Genomic DNA, 19245 nt, shown 5'->3' with positions numbered 1-19245 from the left:
TATCAACGCCTCTAAAATTTTTCTACTATTCTAACAATAACTTTACCACATTAAAGGACTTTTCGCTTTATTTTTCCACTTAAATGGATTTCAGATTATACGGAATGACTTAATATCGGTCCGAATAGTCTTAAAAAACGCTTGAAATCTCACTAGGTAGGTAGGGGAAACCAGCAGCAAAAAACCCCTAAGCTATACATATACTTAAGGGTTTGATCTCATGTATCTAATTTTTTATATCAATAGACTCCTCTTTCTCTTCACGAATCATCCTCTCCACTTGCAAAAGGGTAGATAGGACATGTATGAAGGCTTCTTGTTCGGTTGAATTTTTTTTATGGCGGTCGTAATAGTGTGGTAGAAGGGTTGCGATGTGCGCTCTTGCTTGGTAGTCAAAATGATAGAAGTCAAGGATAGGGAAATAGAGGGCATCTCCAATGGGGAGTAAGGTTCCCACCACTATTTCTCCTTTTTTCGGTGGGGTGGCGTTCCGATCGTATACGACAACATCAAGTGTCTCTTCCGTTAACATATCAATGAGTACCAAGGTGCGGTCGTTATACTTGTAGCCGACATAGTAGAATTTGGTGGTGGCTTCCTCCCATTTTTTGAGCCAGGAGATGATAAGTGGTTTGTGTTTGAGGACTGAGTAATTTTTTGCGATATATTCTTGCACAAATAAAATTTCGATTCCATTGCTTGCCTGGTATAGCACCTTCCACCAGAAGAGGTTGTGTTCGAGGGAGTGCTTTTTATCTTTCGGGATCTGGTGTTCATCCATAAACTCCTGTGTATTTTCCTGAAAGTATTGAAAATGGGTGCCAACTATTTCCTTAACAAAATCGTTATAGACCTCCTTGAGTAACTCTTCCCTGAGCTCCTCGGAGATTGGCAAGTCATTTTTAAACTCTCCAGAATGTGTTGCCGACTGAGCAAACCACACGACATTATCAACAGTTTCAAACTTCTTCATTACATCCATCCCTTCAATAATAGTTTGATACAAGGAAAGGATTCGACATTTATTTACATATTCCTTCTTTTTTAATCTAATAACAAGTCACATCTAATGCAAGGAAATCGCAAAAAGATATTGTGCCAAATAATAAGGAATCATCACCAGATAGTTTCTATACGTTAGTTTTCCGATAAATCTATCCCACGCAAGAATGGCATCAGAAAAGAAAAACAAGATTGCCCCTGCTATCATAAGAGGCTGTTGAGTATAGAATGCTACCCATACCATGGTCGTGATGATTGCCACATACCCTGTTACAGGAAGGAAAAGACTGATGCCTCCTGAATTCAGAACACCTTTTGATAGCTTCAAAAGGTAGAGAATAGCGACAACAAGTAACGCTCCAGTAATCCAACTATTTACCTCTCCACTACCTGGAAAAGATAAAAAAGCAACGATATAGCATATATGTCCAACCAAGAAGGAAACTAACCCATATACAAAACGATCCTTTGGTAGCATCAAGAAAATATCCCCTAGAATTGAAAATAACAATCCCGCCAAGATCCACCAGCTATAGGTAGAGGGAGAATTCCCCACTCCCATTATCCCTATCAAAATAATGACAACCATGGTCCCTGGCTTTAAAAGATACGGCCATGATTTAATATGTTTTTCCAACACAATAAGATAAAAAATACTGAGTAGCATGGTGAGAAATGAGAGGGATAGCAACAATTCCAAAACCTCCTTCAGACTTTATATACTTTACATTTTAATCCACTATCAGTAACTGGGAAAGGTGTAAATGGAGTGGTTCTAACAAGACTCCCTTGCCTCCCTTCCATCTTCCGTGCTACACTTATAGTAACTTATGAAGAAATGGAGGTTTTTCCTATGACTGCAAGTATGCGACTTCGATTCCACGCTTTGAACCGTTAATTAAATACGTTCAAAGGCTCTGCCTGTGTGCAGGGTAAATGGGATTGGTCTGCCTACTTTTAGGAAACCTTTATTTTACGATGCTTATATGATTGTAGAAAAAAGAGGGGGACAGTCTACCCTCTTTTTGTTATGCCTTTTTTTCGTGCAACCTTTAAGGGCTTATTTTGCCTACCCATCTACTCTTCTTACAGGACGCCCAAATAAAAAAGAAGAGGAGAATGAATGATGACTTTAACAAAAGAAAAAGTAATAGAAATAGCGAAAGATAATGGCTTGGATATCCTTGCCGACTCACTGACATTTAACGAATCCGGACTGGATTTCCTTGTGGTATTTGCTGAAGATGCTAAAGGGGAGGAATGGGTATTACGCTTCCCTAGAAGAGAAGATGTGATTGCTTCCACACAAAAAGAAAAGCGCACCCTTGATTTAGTAAGGGCATCGCTAACTGTGGAAGCACCTAACTGGTTAATCTATAACGATTCACTCATTGCATATAAACGACTTACCGGAGTACCGGCCGCTACTGTCGATCCAGAGGCTCAGGCATATGTCTGGGTCCTTGACGAAAAGAATGTTCCAACTGTTTTTAATGAAACACTTGCAAGAGCTTTGGTATCCTTACACCATGTTGATCATGAGGATGTTCGCGCTGCTGGGCTCCTTGTGGAAACACCTGAGGAAATCCGTGAGAACATGGCAAAACGAATGGAAAAAGTGAAAGAGGAGTTTCATGTGGACCCAGGGCTTTGGCAAAGATGGCAGGCCTGGTTGAAGAATGACTCCCTCTGGCCTGCAAAGACCACCCTTGTACACGGCGACCTGCATGCCGGTCATATCTTGATAGATGAAGTGAATAAGGTCACTGGCTTTATCGACTGGACTGAAGCTGCCGTAGGGGACATTGCCATCGACTTTGTAGCCCACTACCGCACATTTGGAGAAGATGTGTTGAAAGAGTTGATCCATCACTATGAAAAGGCTGGTGGATACGTGTGGCCAGGGATGGCACAGCACGTCATCGAACTAACGGCAGCGTACCCTATCGCCATTGCTGAGTTTGCACTCAAATCTGGTTTGGAAGAATATATGGATATGGCGAAGCAGGTGTTGGGGGGAAATGGTGAATAGGATTTAGTGGTAGAAATCTAGCTTAGTTAGATGATGACCATTTTGGTATAAAAATAACAGTGGAAAGGACTTCATAAACAGTGTGAAGTCCTTTTCAACTAGAAAATAAGCTACTAGATTGTCTTCATAAGCGGTATGATGACAATCTCAACTAGAAATCACCTTCCAGATTGTCTTCATAAGCGGTATGATGACAATCTCAACTAGAAATCACCTTCCAGATTGTCTTCATAAGTGGTATGATGACAATCTCAACTAGAAATCATCTTTCAGATTGTCTTCATAAGCAGGATGATGACAATCTCAACTAGAAATCACCTTTCAGAGTGTCTTCATAAGTGGTATGATGACAATCTCAACTAGAAATCACCTTTCAGATTGTCTTCATACCTATAAAAATTAGAAAGCATAATGGAGCCGTCCTTCCCTCATTCCTGAATCTGTTTCAACGACTTCTCCACAAAAGAATACGCATAGTCTTCCGTTACTTTTTCCATATTAAAATAGAAAGCATACACATCATCATCTTGTCGAAAACTGATCCTGAACGTTTCCGGAATGGAATCTTTTCTATGACTATAGTAGACAGTTTTGCCGGCGATTGTTTTTTCTTCTCCAATCAGACGTCTATTAATATCATCTATATGACTCGTTTCTCCATTTACGACGCTCAGACTCACCATGTGTTTATCATCAACCAATGGCTCACCGTAAATGATATCTCCAAAGAAGCCACCATATCTTTTTTCCAGTTCCTCTTCCTGCTCCTTTTCCTCCTCTCCCGCATCCAATGTACTATAAATGAAAATTCCGTAAACTGGCTCGCCGATATGAGCTTCATCATCAATAATGTATCCGTCTTTTATAATGGTAGCCACCTTTAAAGGAACATCAGCATGAAACGGAATATGAACCTCAGTCCCAAGTTTAGAAGATGCCACTTTTTCTAAATTGGTATACGGAGTCGCCCCTCCATTGCCGGTATCCAAACCAGCTTCCCTCTCTTCCTCCACCGTCAAACTCTTTTCACCATCTGAAAATATCAACTCTGTCGCAAGAAAATACCCTCCAACCACCAACAAAAACCCAGCCAACATAAATGAAACGACCGGCCTCATATCCCATCTCCTTTGTTGTCTTTTCTCCGGTTGCCTAACTGACCCCATCACTTTTTCATGTATTTCTTTTTTTCCTTCATCATCCATCTTAATTGCCTGGTACCCTTTCAAAGTCCGATCAAGGCGGCTCTCATCTTTCTCATGCGTCATGGTTATAACCCTCCTTCAGCATCTGTTTCTTCAAGGCTTCCAACGCTCTGTGCAAAGTGGTCTTTACCTTGCCTTCACTCCAACCCAGGATTTCCGCTGTCTCCCGAACCGTCAAATCTTTTATTTTTCGTAAAATAATGACTTCCCGATAGGATCTTTTCAATTGCTGTAGGGCGCGATACACATATGCCTCATATTCCCCTTGCTGTGTCACCTGCTCGGGTAAATATTCCGTAGTCGGAAGCATGGCAGTAGCTCCAAAGGAATCCGCCACAAAACGAAAAGGCTTCCTCTTCCGAAACTCATCGATTGTCGCATTCCGCGCAATCCGGTACAGCCAATTCCTTTCACTTGTCTCCCCTTTGAAACGATCTATTGCTTGATAAGCCTTGATATACGTATCATGCGTCAAGTCCTTCGCCATCTCTGGATCACCGGTCATCATCAGAACATACCGAAAAACCTCGTCACTATACCGCTCATACCAATCATTCAGCTTTTGAATTGACCATTCTCCCTCCATGTATTTCACCTATCTCTCTCTATAGCTATCGCAAATTTGCTTACTTTAAGGACGTGAGGATTGTTCTTTGGTTACAGTTTTTAAAATAAAAAAAGTTCCATCTGCAACTCTAGTTTACACTAGAAAGCAAATGGAACCTTTACTCATTTATAGTTAAGCAGCATTGCAAGTTCCACTATATCCTCTTTCAACTGCTCCGCTTCTTTGTCTGTCATAGCCTTAAACTGAAAGGGTGGGGAAAAAGTGTACACATAATTGTCAGTTACAACTTGAAGTGTCACTCCTCCATATTCTTGGTTTGAAAATGTCATTACAGCCCTGTGATCCCCGACTAGTATCTCTGTAGATTCATAGGATGCTGAGGGGAATTTTTTGTGCGGTAATAGCAATTTCATCCTTTGATCGATAGAATACTCATCATTTTCATAAGTAGTAATATGAAGTAATTCTGGGGAACGATTACCAAGCTGGTAAAAGTAAGCGCCATAAATACTACCATCTGTAATTAATGGCTCACCGATGATGGCATCAATATAATCTTCTGCATTCATCGGAAACACTTGAAATGTTGGGTCAAATTCAATACCTTTAGGTTCGGCATTTTTAACGGTACTTGGAGCTGCTTGATAAAGATTTTCCTCTTTCACAGACAATTCCTGTGGCTCAATTACGATAAATGAAATACTTATCATCAGTAATAATGTTGCGATGGCAATTAGAAACTTTGAGGCAACTCGCCTTTTGTTGATGCTTCGGATATTGTATTCAATCTGATTTCGAACCAAACCGGCACGCTCCTGATTCCACTCCAAATCATGCTCCAATCTCTTCAATGATTGCTCCAACCGGGAATCACCTTCTGACCTGCTTCTCATCATAATTTATCTCCCCCTTCATTTTTTCCTCCAAGGTCTGCATCGCCCGAAACAAAGTAGACTTCACTTTACTTTCCGACCAATCCAAGATGTGTGCTGTTTCCAGTATAGAGAAGCATTTTATCTTTCTAAGGATGATCACTTGTTTATAACTATCCTTTAAATTGTTCAATGCTTCATAAAGTTCACGTGAATTCTCTTTCAGAATCACAATATCCTCAGATGAAACGGACTGCTCTTTTTGAAAGACTTGATGAAATAACCTTATTGGTTTCATTTTCCGAAGGTGATCGACTGTGGTGTTGTGGGCAATCCTAAAGAGCCACGTCTTCGGTGAAGAATCTCTCTTATATGTATGATGATGCTTATATGCCCTTAAAAAAGTCTCTTGCGTCAAATCCTCTGCCTGCTGACTGTCTTTGACCATGAGAATAATATATTTGAAAATAGTCTGATGGTATTGGCTATACCACTCCTCTATCTCATTTTCTTTATAGAATGACACCAATTTTTCCCCCTCGTTTTTTTTGACACTGTATAGACGGGCGAACTTTAAAAAAGTTTTAATAAATGGAAAAATAAAAGGTTGGTTCTTCCACCTCTCCATCAGAAGCGGAAGAACCCTCCCTATAATAACTTTAATTACTCTATATATGTTCAATAGATGCAAAAAAAACCGGCCACCTCCTGGAATGAAGGTCACCGGTTTCTACATTCTCTTTTTATATCCTCATATCCCATCGCTCTTGCTCCGTCTCTTTCAACAGCTTCTCCGTTTCCTCAGGATAAACGGTACGGAACTTATGGTCATCAGCCGGAATGATTTCCACCATCTTTTCGATCATATCTTCAGGATGGAACTCTTTTAACTGCTCTTCCTGCTCGATCATGTCTGCTTTTCTAGTAAAATGCTTTTCTTCATCAAACCACTTCCACTTTTCCTCAGCAGCACGTTTATTGAAGCCAGTTGCATATGGGCCTGGATTGATTGTCGCCACTTTCACCCCGAACTCTTCCAACTCAGATTTCATCGTCTGCGCTATGCCTTCCAATGCATGCTTGGTTGCCGTGTAAGGACCCACATATGGAGTCGCGGAAATGCCCGCCATGGAACTCATGAAGACTATCTTTCCACTTCCCCTTTTCACGAGCTTCCTTGCAGCAATCTGCGCAGTTTCAAGGGTCGCGAATACATTGATTTTAAAAAGGGCGCGAAACCTTTCCATCGGCACTTCCCCAAGCGGCCCTCCCTCATTGATTGCAGCATTCGCCACAAACACGTCAAAATCGTATTTCTCTATCTGCTCCAAATCAAGAGGGTTGGTAATGTCGAGCTTGAACACTTCCATATCCAAGCCTTGATTCTCCACTTCCCGCAATAGATCGGTTTTCTGGGATGTCAGTTCAGTCGTTGCGATCACTCTATGCCCTTTCTCGGCAAGTCCCAACGCAGCACCTCTACCAAGCCCGGTTCCCGCTCCTGTAATGAATATGGTTTTAGCCATTTGAACTCCTCCTGTAAAGTAGGTTATCGTTTTGTGTTCCCTGTAGGAGTAGTGGTAAAACAAGGAGCTATCATCCCGGGTCATTTAGAGGAAATTAATTTCTATCTTCCCTTCTCCATCACCGCAAAATAATTCCCTTCCCCATCAGCAAAATTAAATACCTTACCGGAAGGCATATTCACCATCTCGCCAACCGTGACATTTTTTTCCGTCAGATTTGCATAGAGTCCTTCCAGATCCTCCGTGAAAAACATCAAAGAAGGGGTCCCGAGGTTTAGTTCTGGTGACATTTTCGCAACAAACTCCTTATTATGAAGGACGATGCTTGTTTCCGATTCATTAGAGGGTGCTATTTCAATCCATCTCATCCCTCCCCCAATGTCTTCTTCCGTAATGACGTGGAACCCTACTTTTTCCTTCCAGAACTTTACTGCTTCATCCTGGTCATTAACATAAAGCATGATTTGGCCAAGCTTATGGATCATCATTTTTCCTCCTTAAAGGTTTATGTGGTAACAAATTCTATGTAATTTATTAATATCCTTTAAGTGAATGGGTCAAAAAGGCCTTTTTATTTCCGAGAATTTTATGTAAACTTTAAAAATAAACAAGTTAACATAAATGGAGGGACATTAAATGAATGCAAAAAATGAAAGACTAAGATGGCTTATTTTATGTGCCATGTTCGCCGCCATCACAGCAGTGCTGGCACAAATGGAAATACCATTACCGCTTGTACCGATCAGCGGGCAAACACTTGCGGTGGGGCTTGCGGCAACCATCCTCGGAAGTAGATACGGTGCCATGTCGATGGTCTGTTATGTTTTGCTTGGAGCGGTCGGCTTGCCGGTGTTTGCGGAAATGAAGGGCGGAGCAGGTGTGCTTGTCGGTCCAACTGGTGGTTACATATTCGGCTTTATCTTAGCAGCTTTCTTCACGGGATACATTTTGGAGAAAACATCTTTCTCCTTAAAATGGGCCATGATTGCGAATACCGTCGGGATGATCATCACCCTTGTGATGGGAACCATTCAGTTAAAAATGGTGATGGCTATGACATGGGCAGATGCATTGAAATTCGGGGTTTATCCTTTTATAGTCGTCGGTCTGATTAAAGCATTCCTGGCAAGCTGGATTGGGATAACTGTAAGAAGACGTCTGAAGCAAGCGAACCTTTTACAGGTTAAAGGGGATGTGGCTGCCTAGGCTAGGAGCATCTAATACTCTGGTGTATAATAAAAAAGAGAGAAGTGCGCCAACACCTCTCTCTACAATTCAATCTTAGAAGTAAAGCCACCTTTTTCTTTTACCGAAGCATAAGGTGGTTTTCTTTTGCCCAGATTCCTCGAGATATCACTACCTCGACACCATCTTCCTGCGGTCCGTCCCCGTAAATAAAAGCCCCAACCATAATCCGAGTCCGATGATAAAAAAAATCATGAAGGAACTGATGGCAATATACATCTCTCCAGTCGCAAATCCTGAAGTGAATGCCACATACAGACTAAATGCGATCAACCCTATTGCAACAGCATAAAAAATGGCCCGTATCTTATTCATCGCATACTTCTTACTCGTCTCTCTTGTCAGCGCACTATACGTAATGATCGCTATCCCAAACACGGTAAATATCGCAGTACCTGTGACAGCTTCCAACTGCAGACCCATGAAGAACAACATGGCAGTTGTTAATACCCCGAATAAAATAAGCAATATCCCCGTAATCAATCCGGCAACAGCAATTCTTTCCGTCATCGACGAATAGACCGCTTGCTTCGCTTTGTCTTGGCCAACTTCACGCATATCATCCACAAGTCCGCTAAGGTCCCCCATCGAACTTACTGCTTCTTTGAATGCAGTCGACTCATCCATTCCTGCTTTTTTATAGTCCGCAATTTTTTCTTTCAGATTAGTTGCCAGCTCCTCCTTTAGATCATACAATTGCTGACTTTCTCCAACTCCAGAAAACAGGCCATCCACATACGCATGAATTTTTTTATCCAAGTCACTCTGATTTCTCATCAATTTCGATTCCTCCCTCTATTAAGTAATGAAGAACCTCTTTCGCAAAGTTCCATTCTTCCTTGTATTGATCGTAGCGCGCTATCCCATCTTCTGTTATCCGGTAATACTTCCTGCGTCCCCCTTGCGTTTCATCTCCCCAATAAGAAGCAATAGATCCTTCCTTCTCAAGGCGCCGAAAAGCCGTATACAAGGTTGCCTCCTTCAATTCATACTGATTGTTACTGAGCTCTATGATGGTCTTGTATATCTGATAACCATAACTGTCCCCTTGCCGCAGCACATTAAGGATAATGGTATCCGTATGCCCACGTATCAAATCAGTCGATATTTTGCTTCCCACATCACTTCACCTCCTGGTTATAATTTACAACATATTACTGTGTGTGTCAAAGTAATTTTTCTAATTAAGTAATATGTGACTTAAGATATAGAGTAGTTCGTCCACACCTTACATACTATATTTTCTTTTTTACCAAACCCAAACAGTGGGTGCTTCGTCTAAAATGGAGAGAGGGGGGATATCTACATGAACGAACTAGAACATACGGCTGTTTCTAAAGAATTTGTCACAGATAAGGAACAGCTAATCAATGAAATAATGAACGAGAACGGGGACGCGGTTCTCCATCTTGTTTTCACATATGTTAAGAACCGGACGATAGCGGAGGATTTGACACAAGAGATTTTTATTAAGTGCTATGAGAAGTTGGAACAATTCAATCACCAGTCTTCCATAAAAACTTGGCTCTACCGCGTTGCCAGCAACCATTGTAAAGACTATCTAAGAAGCTGGCATTATCGGAAGCTAGTACTCAATGAAAAACTATTGGACTTTATACCTTCCAAATCAAAGGATGTGGAGGGGGAGGTCATAGATAAAAGCCTAGAAACCAGCCTGACCAATGCAGTGATGGAATTACCTATAAAATACCGTGAATTGGTGGTACTCCATTACTATGAAGAATTGCCTTTGGCTGAAATAAGCGAGATCACCACTGTTAATGTCAATACAATCAAAACAAGACTTAAACGCGCAAGAGAAATATTAAAAGAGCACATGAAGGAGGAGGTTTAAAAAATGACTGATCCATTCCTAAATTTGAAAAAGTCTATGAAAAAGAATGTCTTCAAGGATCTCTCTTTTACGGAAGAAAGAAAAGCTAGAGTGAACGAAGCGATACAGGCAAAGCATTCGTCCTCTACGCTACACTCATTTAAGGAAGAAACCATCCTATCTATTTTGAAATCTCTACAGCTAGAGGAAAAATATGGATTTGAGATATCCACGCTTCTATTCCAAAAAGAAGAACACAGCTTCCTGCACAATGAGGGACAACTTTATACACTTTTACATCTATTAGAGAGCAAAGAAGTGTTAACTTCCATGTGGCGAGAGGATAAGAAGTATTATGCTTTAACCAAAAAAGGGCGAAAGTACTTGGCAGCCGCCTATAAAAAAGGATATGCCCATCAACCGTTTATACTAAAAGATTTACTAGAGGAGGCCTCCCTATGAACTCCCCCATATTTAATGATTTTTTAGCAAAAGTAATGTCTAAAGTAAAGTCGAAAGAAGCTCACAAAATGATTGAGAAAGAGCTACATCATCACCTCCAAGAGTTAAGCCACTCCTTCCAGAATCGTGAGGACTCTAACGAGGAGGCGGAAAGAAAGGCCGTTCAAGAAATGGGGGATCCTTATTCCATTGGGGAGAAGTTAAATAAGCTACATAAACCCAGAATGGACTGGGTTCTCCTTATTCTATTTGGTATGATCGGTGCCATCAGTTTTCTTCCCTTGATCGGGAATGCTCCTGGTCCCTCCTTTTTGGAACGCCAGGCAATATGGTTAGGATTGGCATCCATTGTTACACTATCTTTTCTATTTTTTGATTATAGGAAACTTATGAACTGGTGGATAGGCTTTTATGTTAGTGGCGTGCTTCTCTTACTATACCTTCTTGTATTCGGCATTACGCAAAACGGAGTTCTACGATGGATATCATTTGGAGGATTTACGGTAGATGTCACTACCTTTACCATGCTTTTCTTTTTCCTGGCATGGGCTGGTATTTTCACGAAAGAGACGATGTTCAGCGGTTGGAGACAGATAGTAATGTTTGTCCTATTCTGGATTCCATTCATTCTCTACATGATGCTTCCATATTTTCCTTACAGTATTTTTTATTTCTTCTGTGTATTAATGATGTTCACTTTTTCCCATATTTCGAAAAAGAACAAGATTATCATGATCACAGCAAACATAACCACGTGTTTACTTTTTATAGTACCGATTTTAATCAACTTTCGTGGTAGCCGTTTAAGTGAAAGATTACTTTCATTTCTTTCCCCTGAAAAATATTTTAATGGACCGGGTTATATGTACATCTTAATCAAGGAATTCCTTGCCGACGCAGGATGGTTCGGCAATGGATTAAACGGGAATAGTACCATTCAAGCTCTGCCAGAAGCACATACAGATTTTGCTTTTCCATACCTAGTTTACTCACTCGGATGGGCGTTCGGAATTTTTCTGAGCATTTTATTGCTAGTCTTCTTATGGAGAATGTCCCAAACTGCAAGCAAGACGAAGGATCACTATGGAAAGATACTGGTTGTCGGTGGAGCCACCTTAATAGCGGTTCCAGCCATATGGAACATCCTTATGGGCTTAGGATTTGCACCAATAATAAATGTATCATTGCCATTTGTAAGTTATGGGGGAAGTTCTCTTCTTTTTTATTCTGCTGTTTTAGGGATTATCTTAAGTGTTTACAGACGTAAAGATATCGTTGAGCCTACTGAAATTTAACTTTATTAGTAAAGGGAGGTTTCTTCTGTGTACCAGTAGAAACCTCCCTTTTTTTAGTTAAACAACTCTTTCAACAAAGTCCAGAACCCCTTCTTCTTCTCAGGTTCCGCTTCCTTCGTTTTCTTTTCTTCCATCTTAATCGCTTCGGTCTTGATCACAAACTGAACGGAAGTAACTTTCTCATTTTCCTCAGAAACAAACGATACCGGCTTGAAGTCCGATTTATCGAATTCTTGAATCATTTTGTCGATTTCGGCTTGCATTTTCTCAGGCAGGTCTTTCGTTTCGGAATGTAATTCCTCAGTTCCATTAGACAATTCATCCACTCCAGATGACAACTCACTCGTACCATCCGTCAAACCAACCAAACCACTGTGGAGTTGTGAATAGGATGTGGATAGCTCGCCAACACCATTCGTATAGCTCACAAGCCCGGAATGGAACTGATTATAATTCGCGGCTAATGTTTCCATCCCTTTCACAAGTTCAGCAAACCCACTCAGGTCCGTTTCCTTTAAGGAAGCAGATAGCTCATCGGCAATCGTTGTCAACGTGCCGCTCATCCCTCTTACAGCTCCATCGACCTGTGTAAGCGTTGGTTCCACTGCAGCAAATGCTTCCCGAACCTGTGCATAAGTACCTTTCACTTTCTGAGCAGCTGCGTAATTAGCTGCCAACTTATCCACAACGGCAGGATCTGCCCCGCTTTCATATAACGAGGCAATCTCTGCTTCGGATAGTTCCCCTGCAGGAATTTCTGTGATCGCACCATCTAGTGCAGCATATGCCGCTCCATAGTTTTTCTGTAAAGAAGCAAGTCCGTCGGCCGTATCATTCATACCTTTGGCAAGCTCACGCAACCCTGCAGGCAATTGAGTCAAACTGCTTAAATCAACGTCGGCCGCACCACCGGAAAGCTCACGGTTGATCGTTCCCAATGCTTCTTTTATAGATGCAGAAGCGCCAACCAACTCTGAGGAGGACCCATTCAGCTGGTTAATGCCATTTTTATATGTTCCTGAACCATCTCGAAGCTTCCCAGCACCGTCATTCAACTGCGAAACGCCGTCCTGCAAATCAGAAACCCCATCATTTAATTGCCCGATCGCATCAGACAATTCCGCCATATCATCGGTCATTCCTTCCGTTCCCGTTGTATCGATCGGAAGGCTGGATGGGACTGCGGCGATTTCCACACCATTGAACTCAAAATTTTCAACATCAGCTTCAACGATAAGCTGCTCTTCTTTTCCAGGCATCACAGTAAACGTGATTTGTTTATTTTTCCCGGCATTCGCCTGCATGCCACCAGGGGATGCTTCGATATTCTGGTAGGTATTCGGCAGCGTCAGGGATACCTGTAGCAAGTAATTTTCATAAAAATCGTTATCCACACTCTTGTTGGCTTTCGTCTCCACTTGTATCTCTACATGACCAGTTTCTCCCGCAAGGTCGGCAGGATCCATTTTACGTCCATCCAAAAGGTAGGTTACCGTCACATCCCAAGGCAGTTCTGTCCCTTCTTCCAAGTCCCCTTGGTAGTAGAACTTTCCTTCCTGTTCCACATCCGCTACAACCCGTTCGCCTTCTTGCTGTAGCTCTGTTCTATCCGTTAGGTTTTTAACCGTTTTATAGTTTCCAAAATCCAGGATTTCCCCTGCCTTTGCCACCTCAAGGGTATTCACGACATAGATCGGTCCGAGGTCCCCGTTTGCCTTCAACGTGGCATACACGACCTCTTCCTTGGACCGGACATTCTTCTGATCCTCCGCCAGAACCCCACTCGCATTGCCAAGAAATGAAGGCAAGAAAATCATTCCGGCAAGTGCAGCATAAAGTAGTTTTTTCTTTCTCATCATCACTTCTCCTCTTTAAAATTGGACTTATAGGTTGTTTTTTTGATGAATTTATCACACACAAGCAGCATCGCCGGCAGGAAGAATAGTACCATGATAAACGCCAGCAGCGCCCCTCTTCCCAGCAACAATCCGATGGAACCGACAATCGGGTTTGAAGAGGTGATCCATAAAATAAACCCGACACTCGATAAAATCGCTGCCGATATCGAAATCGAGAAGGTCTTCTCGTCCAGCGTTTTGATGATGGCCTTTCTCGCAGACATCTCCTTGCGATGATGCGTGTAGGCCTCGGTAAATAGAATTCCATAGTCCACGGTTGCGGCTAGCTGCACCGTACTAATGATGAGGTACCCCACAAACACGAGGGAAGTTTCCGTAAAATACGGTATCGACAGGTTAATCCATACAGCAGACTGAATCGTCAACAACAGCACAACCGGTATGGAAATCGACCGGAAACCAATCAATAATACAATCGCAATCGTCACGACCGTCAGCACATTGACAAGAATATTATCCTTGGTGACTGTATTTTTTATATCATACAAGGTCACGCTCTCCCCAAGGCTGAGCGCTGAATCCCCATAATAGTCCGATGCTGCTGTATCCACATTTTCCACAATGGCAAAAGGAATATCCCCTTCTGTCGCCTGGTTGGTGTTGATAACGATCCGGCTGTAATTTTCCGAATAAAATTCATTCCGCACTTCTTCATCCAGGTACTCCGGCGGAATCACCGGGTCCACCATGTTAACGTAGGACACCACACTTGTGACATAATCCATAGCCTCGATTTCCGCAACAAGCTCCTCCTCTTTGGCCACCTCACCCTTTGGCACCAAGAGTACAATCGGCGTGACTTCCCCAAAGGATTCATTGATACGCTTATAATCCGAACCCGCTCTCGTATGGTCTGGCAGTTCACCAAATCCATATGTAAAAGAGGTATTCGTCTGCGCAAGGAACGCCGGTACCAATAATGCGAGGACGATGAGTAAACTAGGAACCCTTAACTTCACCACGAAGTTCCCAATCCCCTCAAAGCTTGGGATAAAACTTTTGTGCTGCGTTTTATCCATCCATTTATAAAAGAACAAGGTCAATGCCGGTAAAAATACCATAACACTGATAAAGCTCAAGACAATCCCTTTCACCAGGTTCAATCCAAGATCAGAACCAATTTCAAATTCCATGAAAGTAAGGGCAATAAATCCGAAGAATGTTGTCGCCGCACTTGCCGTGATGGCCGGGAACGATTTTTTCATCGCAAGCTCCATGGCCTCTTCCGGATTGTTTGTCTTTTGACGATATTCCGCAAAACTGTGCAAGAGAAACACCGCATAATCAAGTGACACCGCGAGCTGCAAGATTGGTGCAACTGACTGCGTCACAAAGGAAACCTCTCCGATAAAGATGTTGGTTCCTAAGTTGATCAACACGGACACCCCAATGGCGGTCAGGAAGAAAATCGGCTCCACCCATGAGGTCGTGGAGATGATCAGGATGAAAATGATGATCGGCACAAGCAGCATGGCCGCATACATTGATTCGTTCCCCGCCATTTTCTGTGAGGTCGCCGTATTGATCGCTTCCCCGGCAATCGCGCCATTGTCTCCAATCACTTCATAAATGGCATCCGTGATCGCCACCTCATCCCCACTGCGGACGCTGATGGAAAACAGGGCATTCTCATTTTTGTAGTAGGTTTCCACCATTTCTGTGTTCGCCATTTCGAGTGGCGTCTTCAAATCGACCACATCATCGAGCCAGATCACTTCTGCCACGCCATCGATAGCCTCTAGTCTTTCTTTATACGAAACGGCTTCCTGAATGGATACATCGGTCACCATGACCCTCGTATCCGGAACAGAACCGGTGAATTCTTTTTCCATGATTTCCATCGCCTTGGTCGACTGGGCATCCTCGGGCAGATAATCTACCATATTATAATTGACCGAGACAAAAAACTGCGCCACGGTCGAGATGATGGTCACCAACGCAAAGACAATCAGGACAGCCTTTTTATGTTTAATAATACGTGATGCGATATTTATGGTTGTTCATCCTCTCTTGTGTCTTTCCTCTTTACATCTTATTATTATATTAGACACGGTGTTGGCTATTCAACAGACAGTTGTGTTCGGGATGTCAGATACACAACAAATCATTCTATTGTGTTGCTTAATGAAAGGTTGTGCGGAAGATGAGTGAAAAGATGGACAGAAGAAAGCAGTACACACGCATGGTACTGAAGGAAAGTTTACTTGATTTACTTAAGGAGAAATCCATTGCGAGCATTACTATAAAAGAAATATGTACAAAGGCGGATATAAACCGCTCCACCTTTTATGCCCACTATTCCAGCCAATACGACCTGCTGGATTCCATTGACGACGAATTCACCGAGGACATGGTCAAAACGCTTAACCAATATAACTTCTCCAAAGAAGACGAGGCATACCAAATGACCGAGAAGATCTTTGAGTACATCGCATCAAAAAGTGATATTTGTTGCATTCTGTTGAGCGAAAATACCGAAGTGCAATTCCAGAAAAAAGGCATGATGATCGCAAAGGAATACATTTTGAAGAATTTTATTCCAAGTAAACAAGTAGATGCTGAAACCTTTGAATACTTAAGTATATTCTTTGTGAGTGGAAGTATTTATATGATTAAGAACTGGTTGGAGAGCGGGATGAACAAAACACCTAGGGAGATGGCGGGGCTGTTGAATGAATTTTTAAACCGCGGGTTGAGGGGACAGGCCGCACGCTGACCCAGTTTCTCGTGGGGAGGCGGTTACTGGAGTAAATAACGTTTGCATCAATTGACGAGAGTTGTCGAATGGCATTTATATTGGTTAAAGTGGTTGATAAAACTCAAAGTTGGTTGATAAACACGCTAAAGTGGTTGATAAATTCAAAAGTTGGTTGATAAACATGCAAAAGTGGTTGATAAATTCAAAAGTTGGATGATAAACATGCAAAAGTGGTTGATAAATCATCCGTGGTCAGTATCAAACAAAAAAACACAGCTGTTTTTTTCAAAACAACTGCATCTCATTGGCCCCCAGTCAAATCCCGGGAACCAAAATAGTCACTTCTTCCCCATCCAACTCACTATAGAAAGCATAGACTGGTTGATAATACCCTTTTGAGTCCAAAAAGTAGCTTATAGTCACGTCGTAAACATGAAGGCTAGTTACTTTTCTGTCTGGAGAAAAGTGTTGGAAGTTCCCCTTCAAAATCTGCTCGTACGCGTCCTTTTCGCTCTTAATTTCTTTATCTCGCACTTTGTCATAAGTGACGAGATTGTTATCTATTACTTTTATTGTATCGTCGCTATAGAAACCAATCGTCAAAGTACCATCAATTAGCTGATTTCCTTGAGTCAGTTTGTCTACCGTAAAATTATAATGGCCACTATCTTCTACTTGCTTAAAAGTAGCTTCAGCCGGCAAATCAATTCCAAAGTCCTCCACGATTTCTCTAAGGTCATCCTCTTCAACTTCTTTTGGCTCTGCACTTTCACCATAGGCTGACCAGTCCGAATAACGATAACTTCCACCAATCCCATAGAACCATATATAGTGAGAACCGCTATCTCTTACCGTATAGACACCTTCATTTTGATAATAGATAGTTTCCAAATTAGAAGTATCAATATCCATTTTTTCGAAAAAATCTAAAACGAAAGCATCCCCCTCTTTTTGTGTATAAAACGGGGCCTTATAAACGGTAGAAGTCGCTTTCCTATCATCAAACTCTACATCTGTCGTTATATAGGCATCACTCATATCCGCCTTCATTGCCGGCACAATGGCGAGGTTCCCGAACTCTTTCAAATGATAATAACCGAATAACCCGCCAAACATGGCCACTACTAATAACAATGGCATAAAATTCAGAATGGCCGGTTTTACTCGCCTCTCTTTCAACCTCATAATACCCATGCATATGCCATACCCGATGATGCCACCGATAAAATTATTAAACAGATCATCCACTACAAATCTACCAAACTTCGTTACAAACTGGGTGCTTTCAATAAAAAGAGTAAATAAGAACGCAGCACCTATCGTCCATCCAGCCTTTTTAAAACGAGGATGTAGCAGTGGTAAAAGAATTCCCAAAGGAACAAACATCACAATATTCAATATCACAAACTGCCAATGCCGAACACTAAAGCCATGCCATGCATCTCGATAACTATAAAACAACGAGAGATTCATCTCGTTTTCGAATCCTGGCCCCCTGCTCAGGAACGTTACACCCAATACCATGATGATGTAGCCCGTAAACATCCCTCCAACGAGCCAACTTTTTATAGAGAGCCGCTTCTTTCCACCCATTAGTTTTCGATATACAACAAAATATCCGATTACTAATATGGCCCCTAATACTACGACGGCAATCAATGCCAGCTCGAAATACCGACTAAGTATTCCCGTGATTTCTTCTAATCTCATTCTCTCTCTCCCTAACCCCTGCGCGTTATGTATGTATCTCCTACAATCAATAGACGAAACTATATGAAAAAAGTTCTGCTACTCAATTTTCTATTTCCCCTCCATCGCCCTCTCCAAAAACTCCAACACTTCCTGCTTCACTGGATAAAACCCCAACCCATTAGACGCTTCTTCCGATCTCCTCACATCCCAGAACTTCTCCGCCAACTCGTCATCTCCCCCGAAGGTTTCCCGAGACAAAATCATCACATCTTCGGCGATCAATTGGCCCTGTGGTGATTCCGGCACTTTCCCCTCCGCAATGCAAAGCTCAATCCGCTTGATGATATTGATCCACTTCGCCACTTTCATCGGATTGTCTTCCATCTTAGGCAGGTTCTCTTGCAAAACCGCTTGCTCCTTCCCGCTGAATACCATTTCCATTGCTGCCGATCGCTGCTGGCGTTTCTTTTCTAAGTCCTCTCCCAGCAAAGGGACAAGATGCTCCCATTGTATGTCCTTTTCAAGCTTGATCATGTTTAACAGAGAATGTGTGTGATCTAGCGACAGCTTTAACTGCTCAAGTAACTTCCCCAATTTTTCCTTATGTAAAAGAAGAATCCGCTCCATCGTGATCTGATTCAAGATATTCTGAATGTCCTTCAGTGGCATGGAAGTTTCCTTCAATAGCATTACTTTTTGAAGCTGCAGGATATCCTCTGCCGTATACAACCGCCTTCCACTATCATCCTTACTTGTCGGCTCCACCAATCCAATATCGTCATAATAACGTATCGTTCGCAAGGAAACTCCCAACTTCTTCGCTACTTCCCCCGATGAAAAATAATTCATATAATCCCCCCTAAACTACTTGCAGGTTACGTAACGTCACCATTTA

The 19245-nt window shown here is 42.1% G+C and carries 20 protein-coding genes; 6 read left to right on the top strand and 14 right to left on the bottom strand.

The features are described from left to right. Positions 1–226 precede the first annotated feature (226 nt). Together EKQ44_RS18100 and EKQ44_RS18095 are read right to left on the bottom strand one after the other, a co-directional pair. Positions 227–973, bottom strand: coding sequence for a hypothetical protein (locus tag EKQ44_RS18100; protein WP_237664952.1), 747 nt, complete (start codon positions 971–973; stop codon positions 227–229). Positions 974–1066: 93 nt separating this feature from the next. Continuing rightward, the gene (locus EKQ44_RS18095) at positions 1067–1696 is read right to left on the bottom strand and encodes a lysoplasmalogenase (protein WP_237664951.1); all 630 of its coding nucleotides are present in this window, start codon (positions 1694–1696) and stop codon (positions 1067–1069) included. Between the two features lie 432 nt (positions 1697–2128). Between EKQ44_RS18095 and EKQ44_RS18090 the strand changes: the two genes are divergently transcribed. Continuing rightward, positions 2129–3034, top strand: a complete 906-nt coding sequence (locus EKQ44_RS18090) for a macrolide 2'-phosphotransferase (RefSeq protein WP_237664979.1) — start codon at positions 2129–2131, stop codon at positions 3032–3034. Positions 3035–3462: 428 nt separating this feature from the next. Here EKQ44_RS18090 and EKQ44_RS18085 read toward each other — a convergent pair whose 3' ends face one another. The 6 genes from EKQ44_RS18085 to EKQ44_RS18060 form a co-directional block, all read right to left on the bottom strand. Beyond that, complete coding sequence (locus EKQ44_RS18085; RefSeq protein ID WP_237664950.1) at positions 3463–4302, bottom strand: hypothetical protein; 840 nt, start codon at positions 4300–4302, stop codon at positions 3463–3465. Beyond that, a complete protein-coding gene (locus EKQ44_RS18080; RefSeq protein ID WP_237664949.1) occupies positions 4292–4825 on the bottom strand; it encodes an RNA polymerase sigma factor in 534 nt (177 codons plus the stop codon). The genes EKQ44_RS18085 and EKQ44_RS18080 overlap by 11 nt, the downstream gene beginning before the upstream one ends. A 143-nt stretch (positions 4826–4968) precedes the next feature. Continuing rightward, complete coding sequence (locus tag EKQ44_RS18075; RefSeq protein WP_237664948.1) at positions 4969–5703, bottom strand: hypothetical protein; 735 nt, start codon at positions 5701–5703, stop codon at positions 4969–4971. Next, positions 5678–6205 carry an RNA polymerase sigma factor gene (locus EKQ44_RS18070; protein WP_237664947.1) on the bottom strand — a complete coding sequence of 176 codons (528 nt, stop codon included), beginning with the start codon at positions 6203–6205 and terminating at the stop codon, positions 5678–5680. Before EKQ44_RS18070 ends, EKQ44_RS18075 begins: the two co-directional genes overlap by 26 nt. A 217-nt stretch (positions 6206–6422) precedes the next feature. Next, positions 6423–7205, bottom strand: coding sequence for an SDR family oxidoreductase (locus tag EKQ44_RS18065; protein WP_237664946.1), 783 nt, complete (start codon positions 7203–7205; stop codon positions 6423–6425). Between the two features lie 101 nt (positions 7206–7306). After that, positions 7307–7690 (bottom strand): VOC family protein, encoded by a 384-nt coding sequence (locus EKQ44_RS18060; RefSeq protein WP_237664978.1) that lies wholly within the window; start codon positions 7688–7690, stop codon positions 7307–7309. Between the two features lie 151 nt (positions 7691–7841). On the opposite strand from EKQ44_RS18060, the gene EKQ44_RS18055 reads away from it, so the two are divergent. Continuing rightward, the gene (locus tag EKQ44_RS18055) at positions 7842–8411 is read left to right on the top strand and encodes a biotin transporter BioY (protein WP_237664945.1); all 570 of its coding nucleotides are present in this window, start codon (positions 7842–7844) and stop codon (positions 8409–8411) included. 150 nt (positions 8412–8561) lie between these two features. Here EKQ44_RS18055 and EKQ44_RS18050 read toward each other — a convergent pair whose 3' ends face one another. Beyond that, entirely contained in the window at positions 8562–9227 is a 666-nt protein-coding gene (locus EKQ44_RS18050) for a permease prefix domain 1-containing protein (protein ID WP_237664944.1), read from the bottom strand. Continuing rightward, positions 9211–9570 (bottom strand): PadR family transcriptional regulator, encoded by a 360-nt coding sequence (locus EKQ44_RS18045; RefSeq protein ID WP_237664943.1) that lies wholly within the window; start codon positions 9568–9570, stop codon positions 9211–9213. Before EKQ44_RS18045 ends, EKQ44_RS18050 begins: the two co-directional genes overlap by 17 nt. A gap of 186 nt (positions 9571–9756) precedes the next feature. On the opposite strand from EKQ44_RS18045, the gene EKQ44_RS18040 reads away from it, so the two are divergent. The 3 genes from EKQ44_RS18040 to EKQ44_RS18030 are packed head-to-tail and all read left to right on the top strand — an operon-like array spanning position 9757 to position 12041. Beyond that, the gene (locus EKQ44_RS18040) at positions 9757–10305 is read left to right on the top strand and encodes a sigma-70 family RNA polymerase sigma factor (RefSeq protein WP_237664942.1); all 549 of its coding nucleotides are present in this window, start codon (positions 9757–9759) and stop codon (positions 10303–10305) included. Between the two features lie 3 nt (positions 10306–10308). Then, positions 10309–10746, top strand: coding sequence for a PadR family transcriptional regulator (locus tag EKQ44_RS18035; RefSeq protein WP_237664941.1), 438 nt, complete (start codon positions 10309–10311; stop codon positions 10744–10746). Beyond that, positions 10743–12041 (top strand): FtsW/RodA/SpoVE family cell cycle protein, encoded by a 1299-nt coding sequence (locus tag EKQ44_RS18030; RefSeq protein ID WP_237664940.1) that lies wholly within the window; start codon positions 10743–10745, stop codon positions 12039–12041. The genes EKQ44_RS18035 and EKQ44_RS18030 overlap by 4 nt, the downstream gene beginning before the upstream one ends. 53 nt (positions 12042–12094) lie before the next feature. Here EKQ44_RS18030 and EKQ44_RS18025 read toward each other — a convergent pair whose 3' ends face one another. Both EKQ44_RS18025 and EKQ44_RS18020 read right to left on the bottom strand, forming a co-directional pair. Further along, positions 12095–13900, bottom strand: a complete 1806-nt coding sequence (locus EKQ44_RS18025) for a YhgE/Pip domain-containing protein (RefSeq protein WP_237664939.1) — start codon at positions 13898–13900, stop codon at positions 12095–12097. Beyond that, entirely contained in the window at positions 13900–15843 is a 1944-nt protein-coding gene (locus EKQ44_RS18020; RefSeq protein ID WP_237664977.1) for an efflux RND transporter permease subunit, read from the bottom strand. Before EKQ44_RS18020 ends, EKQ44_RS18025 begins: the two co-directional genes overlap by 1 nt. A 260-nt stretch (positions 15844–16103) precedes the next feature. Here EKQ44_RS18020 and EKQ44_RS18015 point away from each other — a divergent pair, with 260 nt between their 5' ends. Further along, a complete protein-coding gene (locus tag EKQ44_RS18015; RefSeq protein WP_237664938.1) occupies positions 16104–16676 on the top strand; it encodes a TetR/AcrR family transcriptional regulator in 573 nt (190 codons plus the stop codon). Positions 16677–16973: 297 nt separating this feature from the next. On the opposite strand, the gene EKQ44_RS18010 is transcribed toward EKQ44_RS18015, so the two are convergent. Both EKQ44_RS18010 and EKQ44_RS18005 read right to left on the bottom strand, forming a co-directional pair. Next, complete coding sequence (locus EKQ44_RS18010; protein WP_237664937.1) at positions 16974–18368, bottom strand: VanZ family protein; 1395 nt, start codon at positions 18366–18368, stop codon at positions 16974–16976. A 90-nt stretch (positions 18369–18458) separates the two neighbouring features. Continuing rightward, complete coding sequence (locus EKQ44_RS18005) at positions 18459–19199, bottom strand: MerR family transcriptional regulator (protein WP_237664936.1); 741 nt, start codon at positions 19197–19199, stop codon at positions 18459–18461. Between the last annotated feature and the right edge of the window lie 46 nt (positions 19200–19245).

The organism is Sutcliffiella horikoshii, from assembly GCF_021991925.1.
Lineage (GTDB): Bacteria > Bacillota > Bacilli > Bacillales > Bacillaceae_I > Sutcliffiella_A > Sutcliffiella_A horikoshii_F.
Note: the sequence above shows the minus strand (reverse complement) of the source record. Positions and strands in the feature narration are given on the sequence as shown.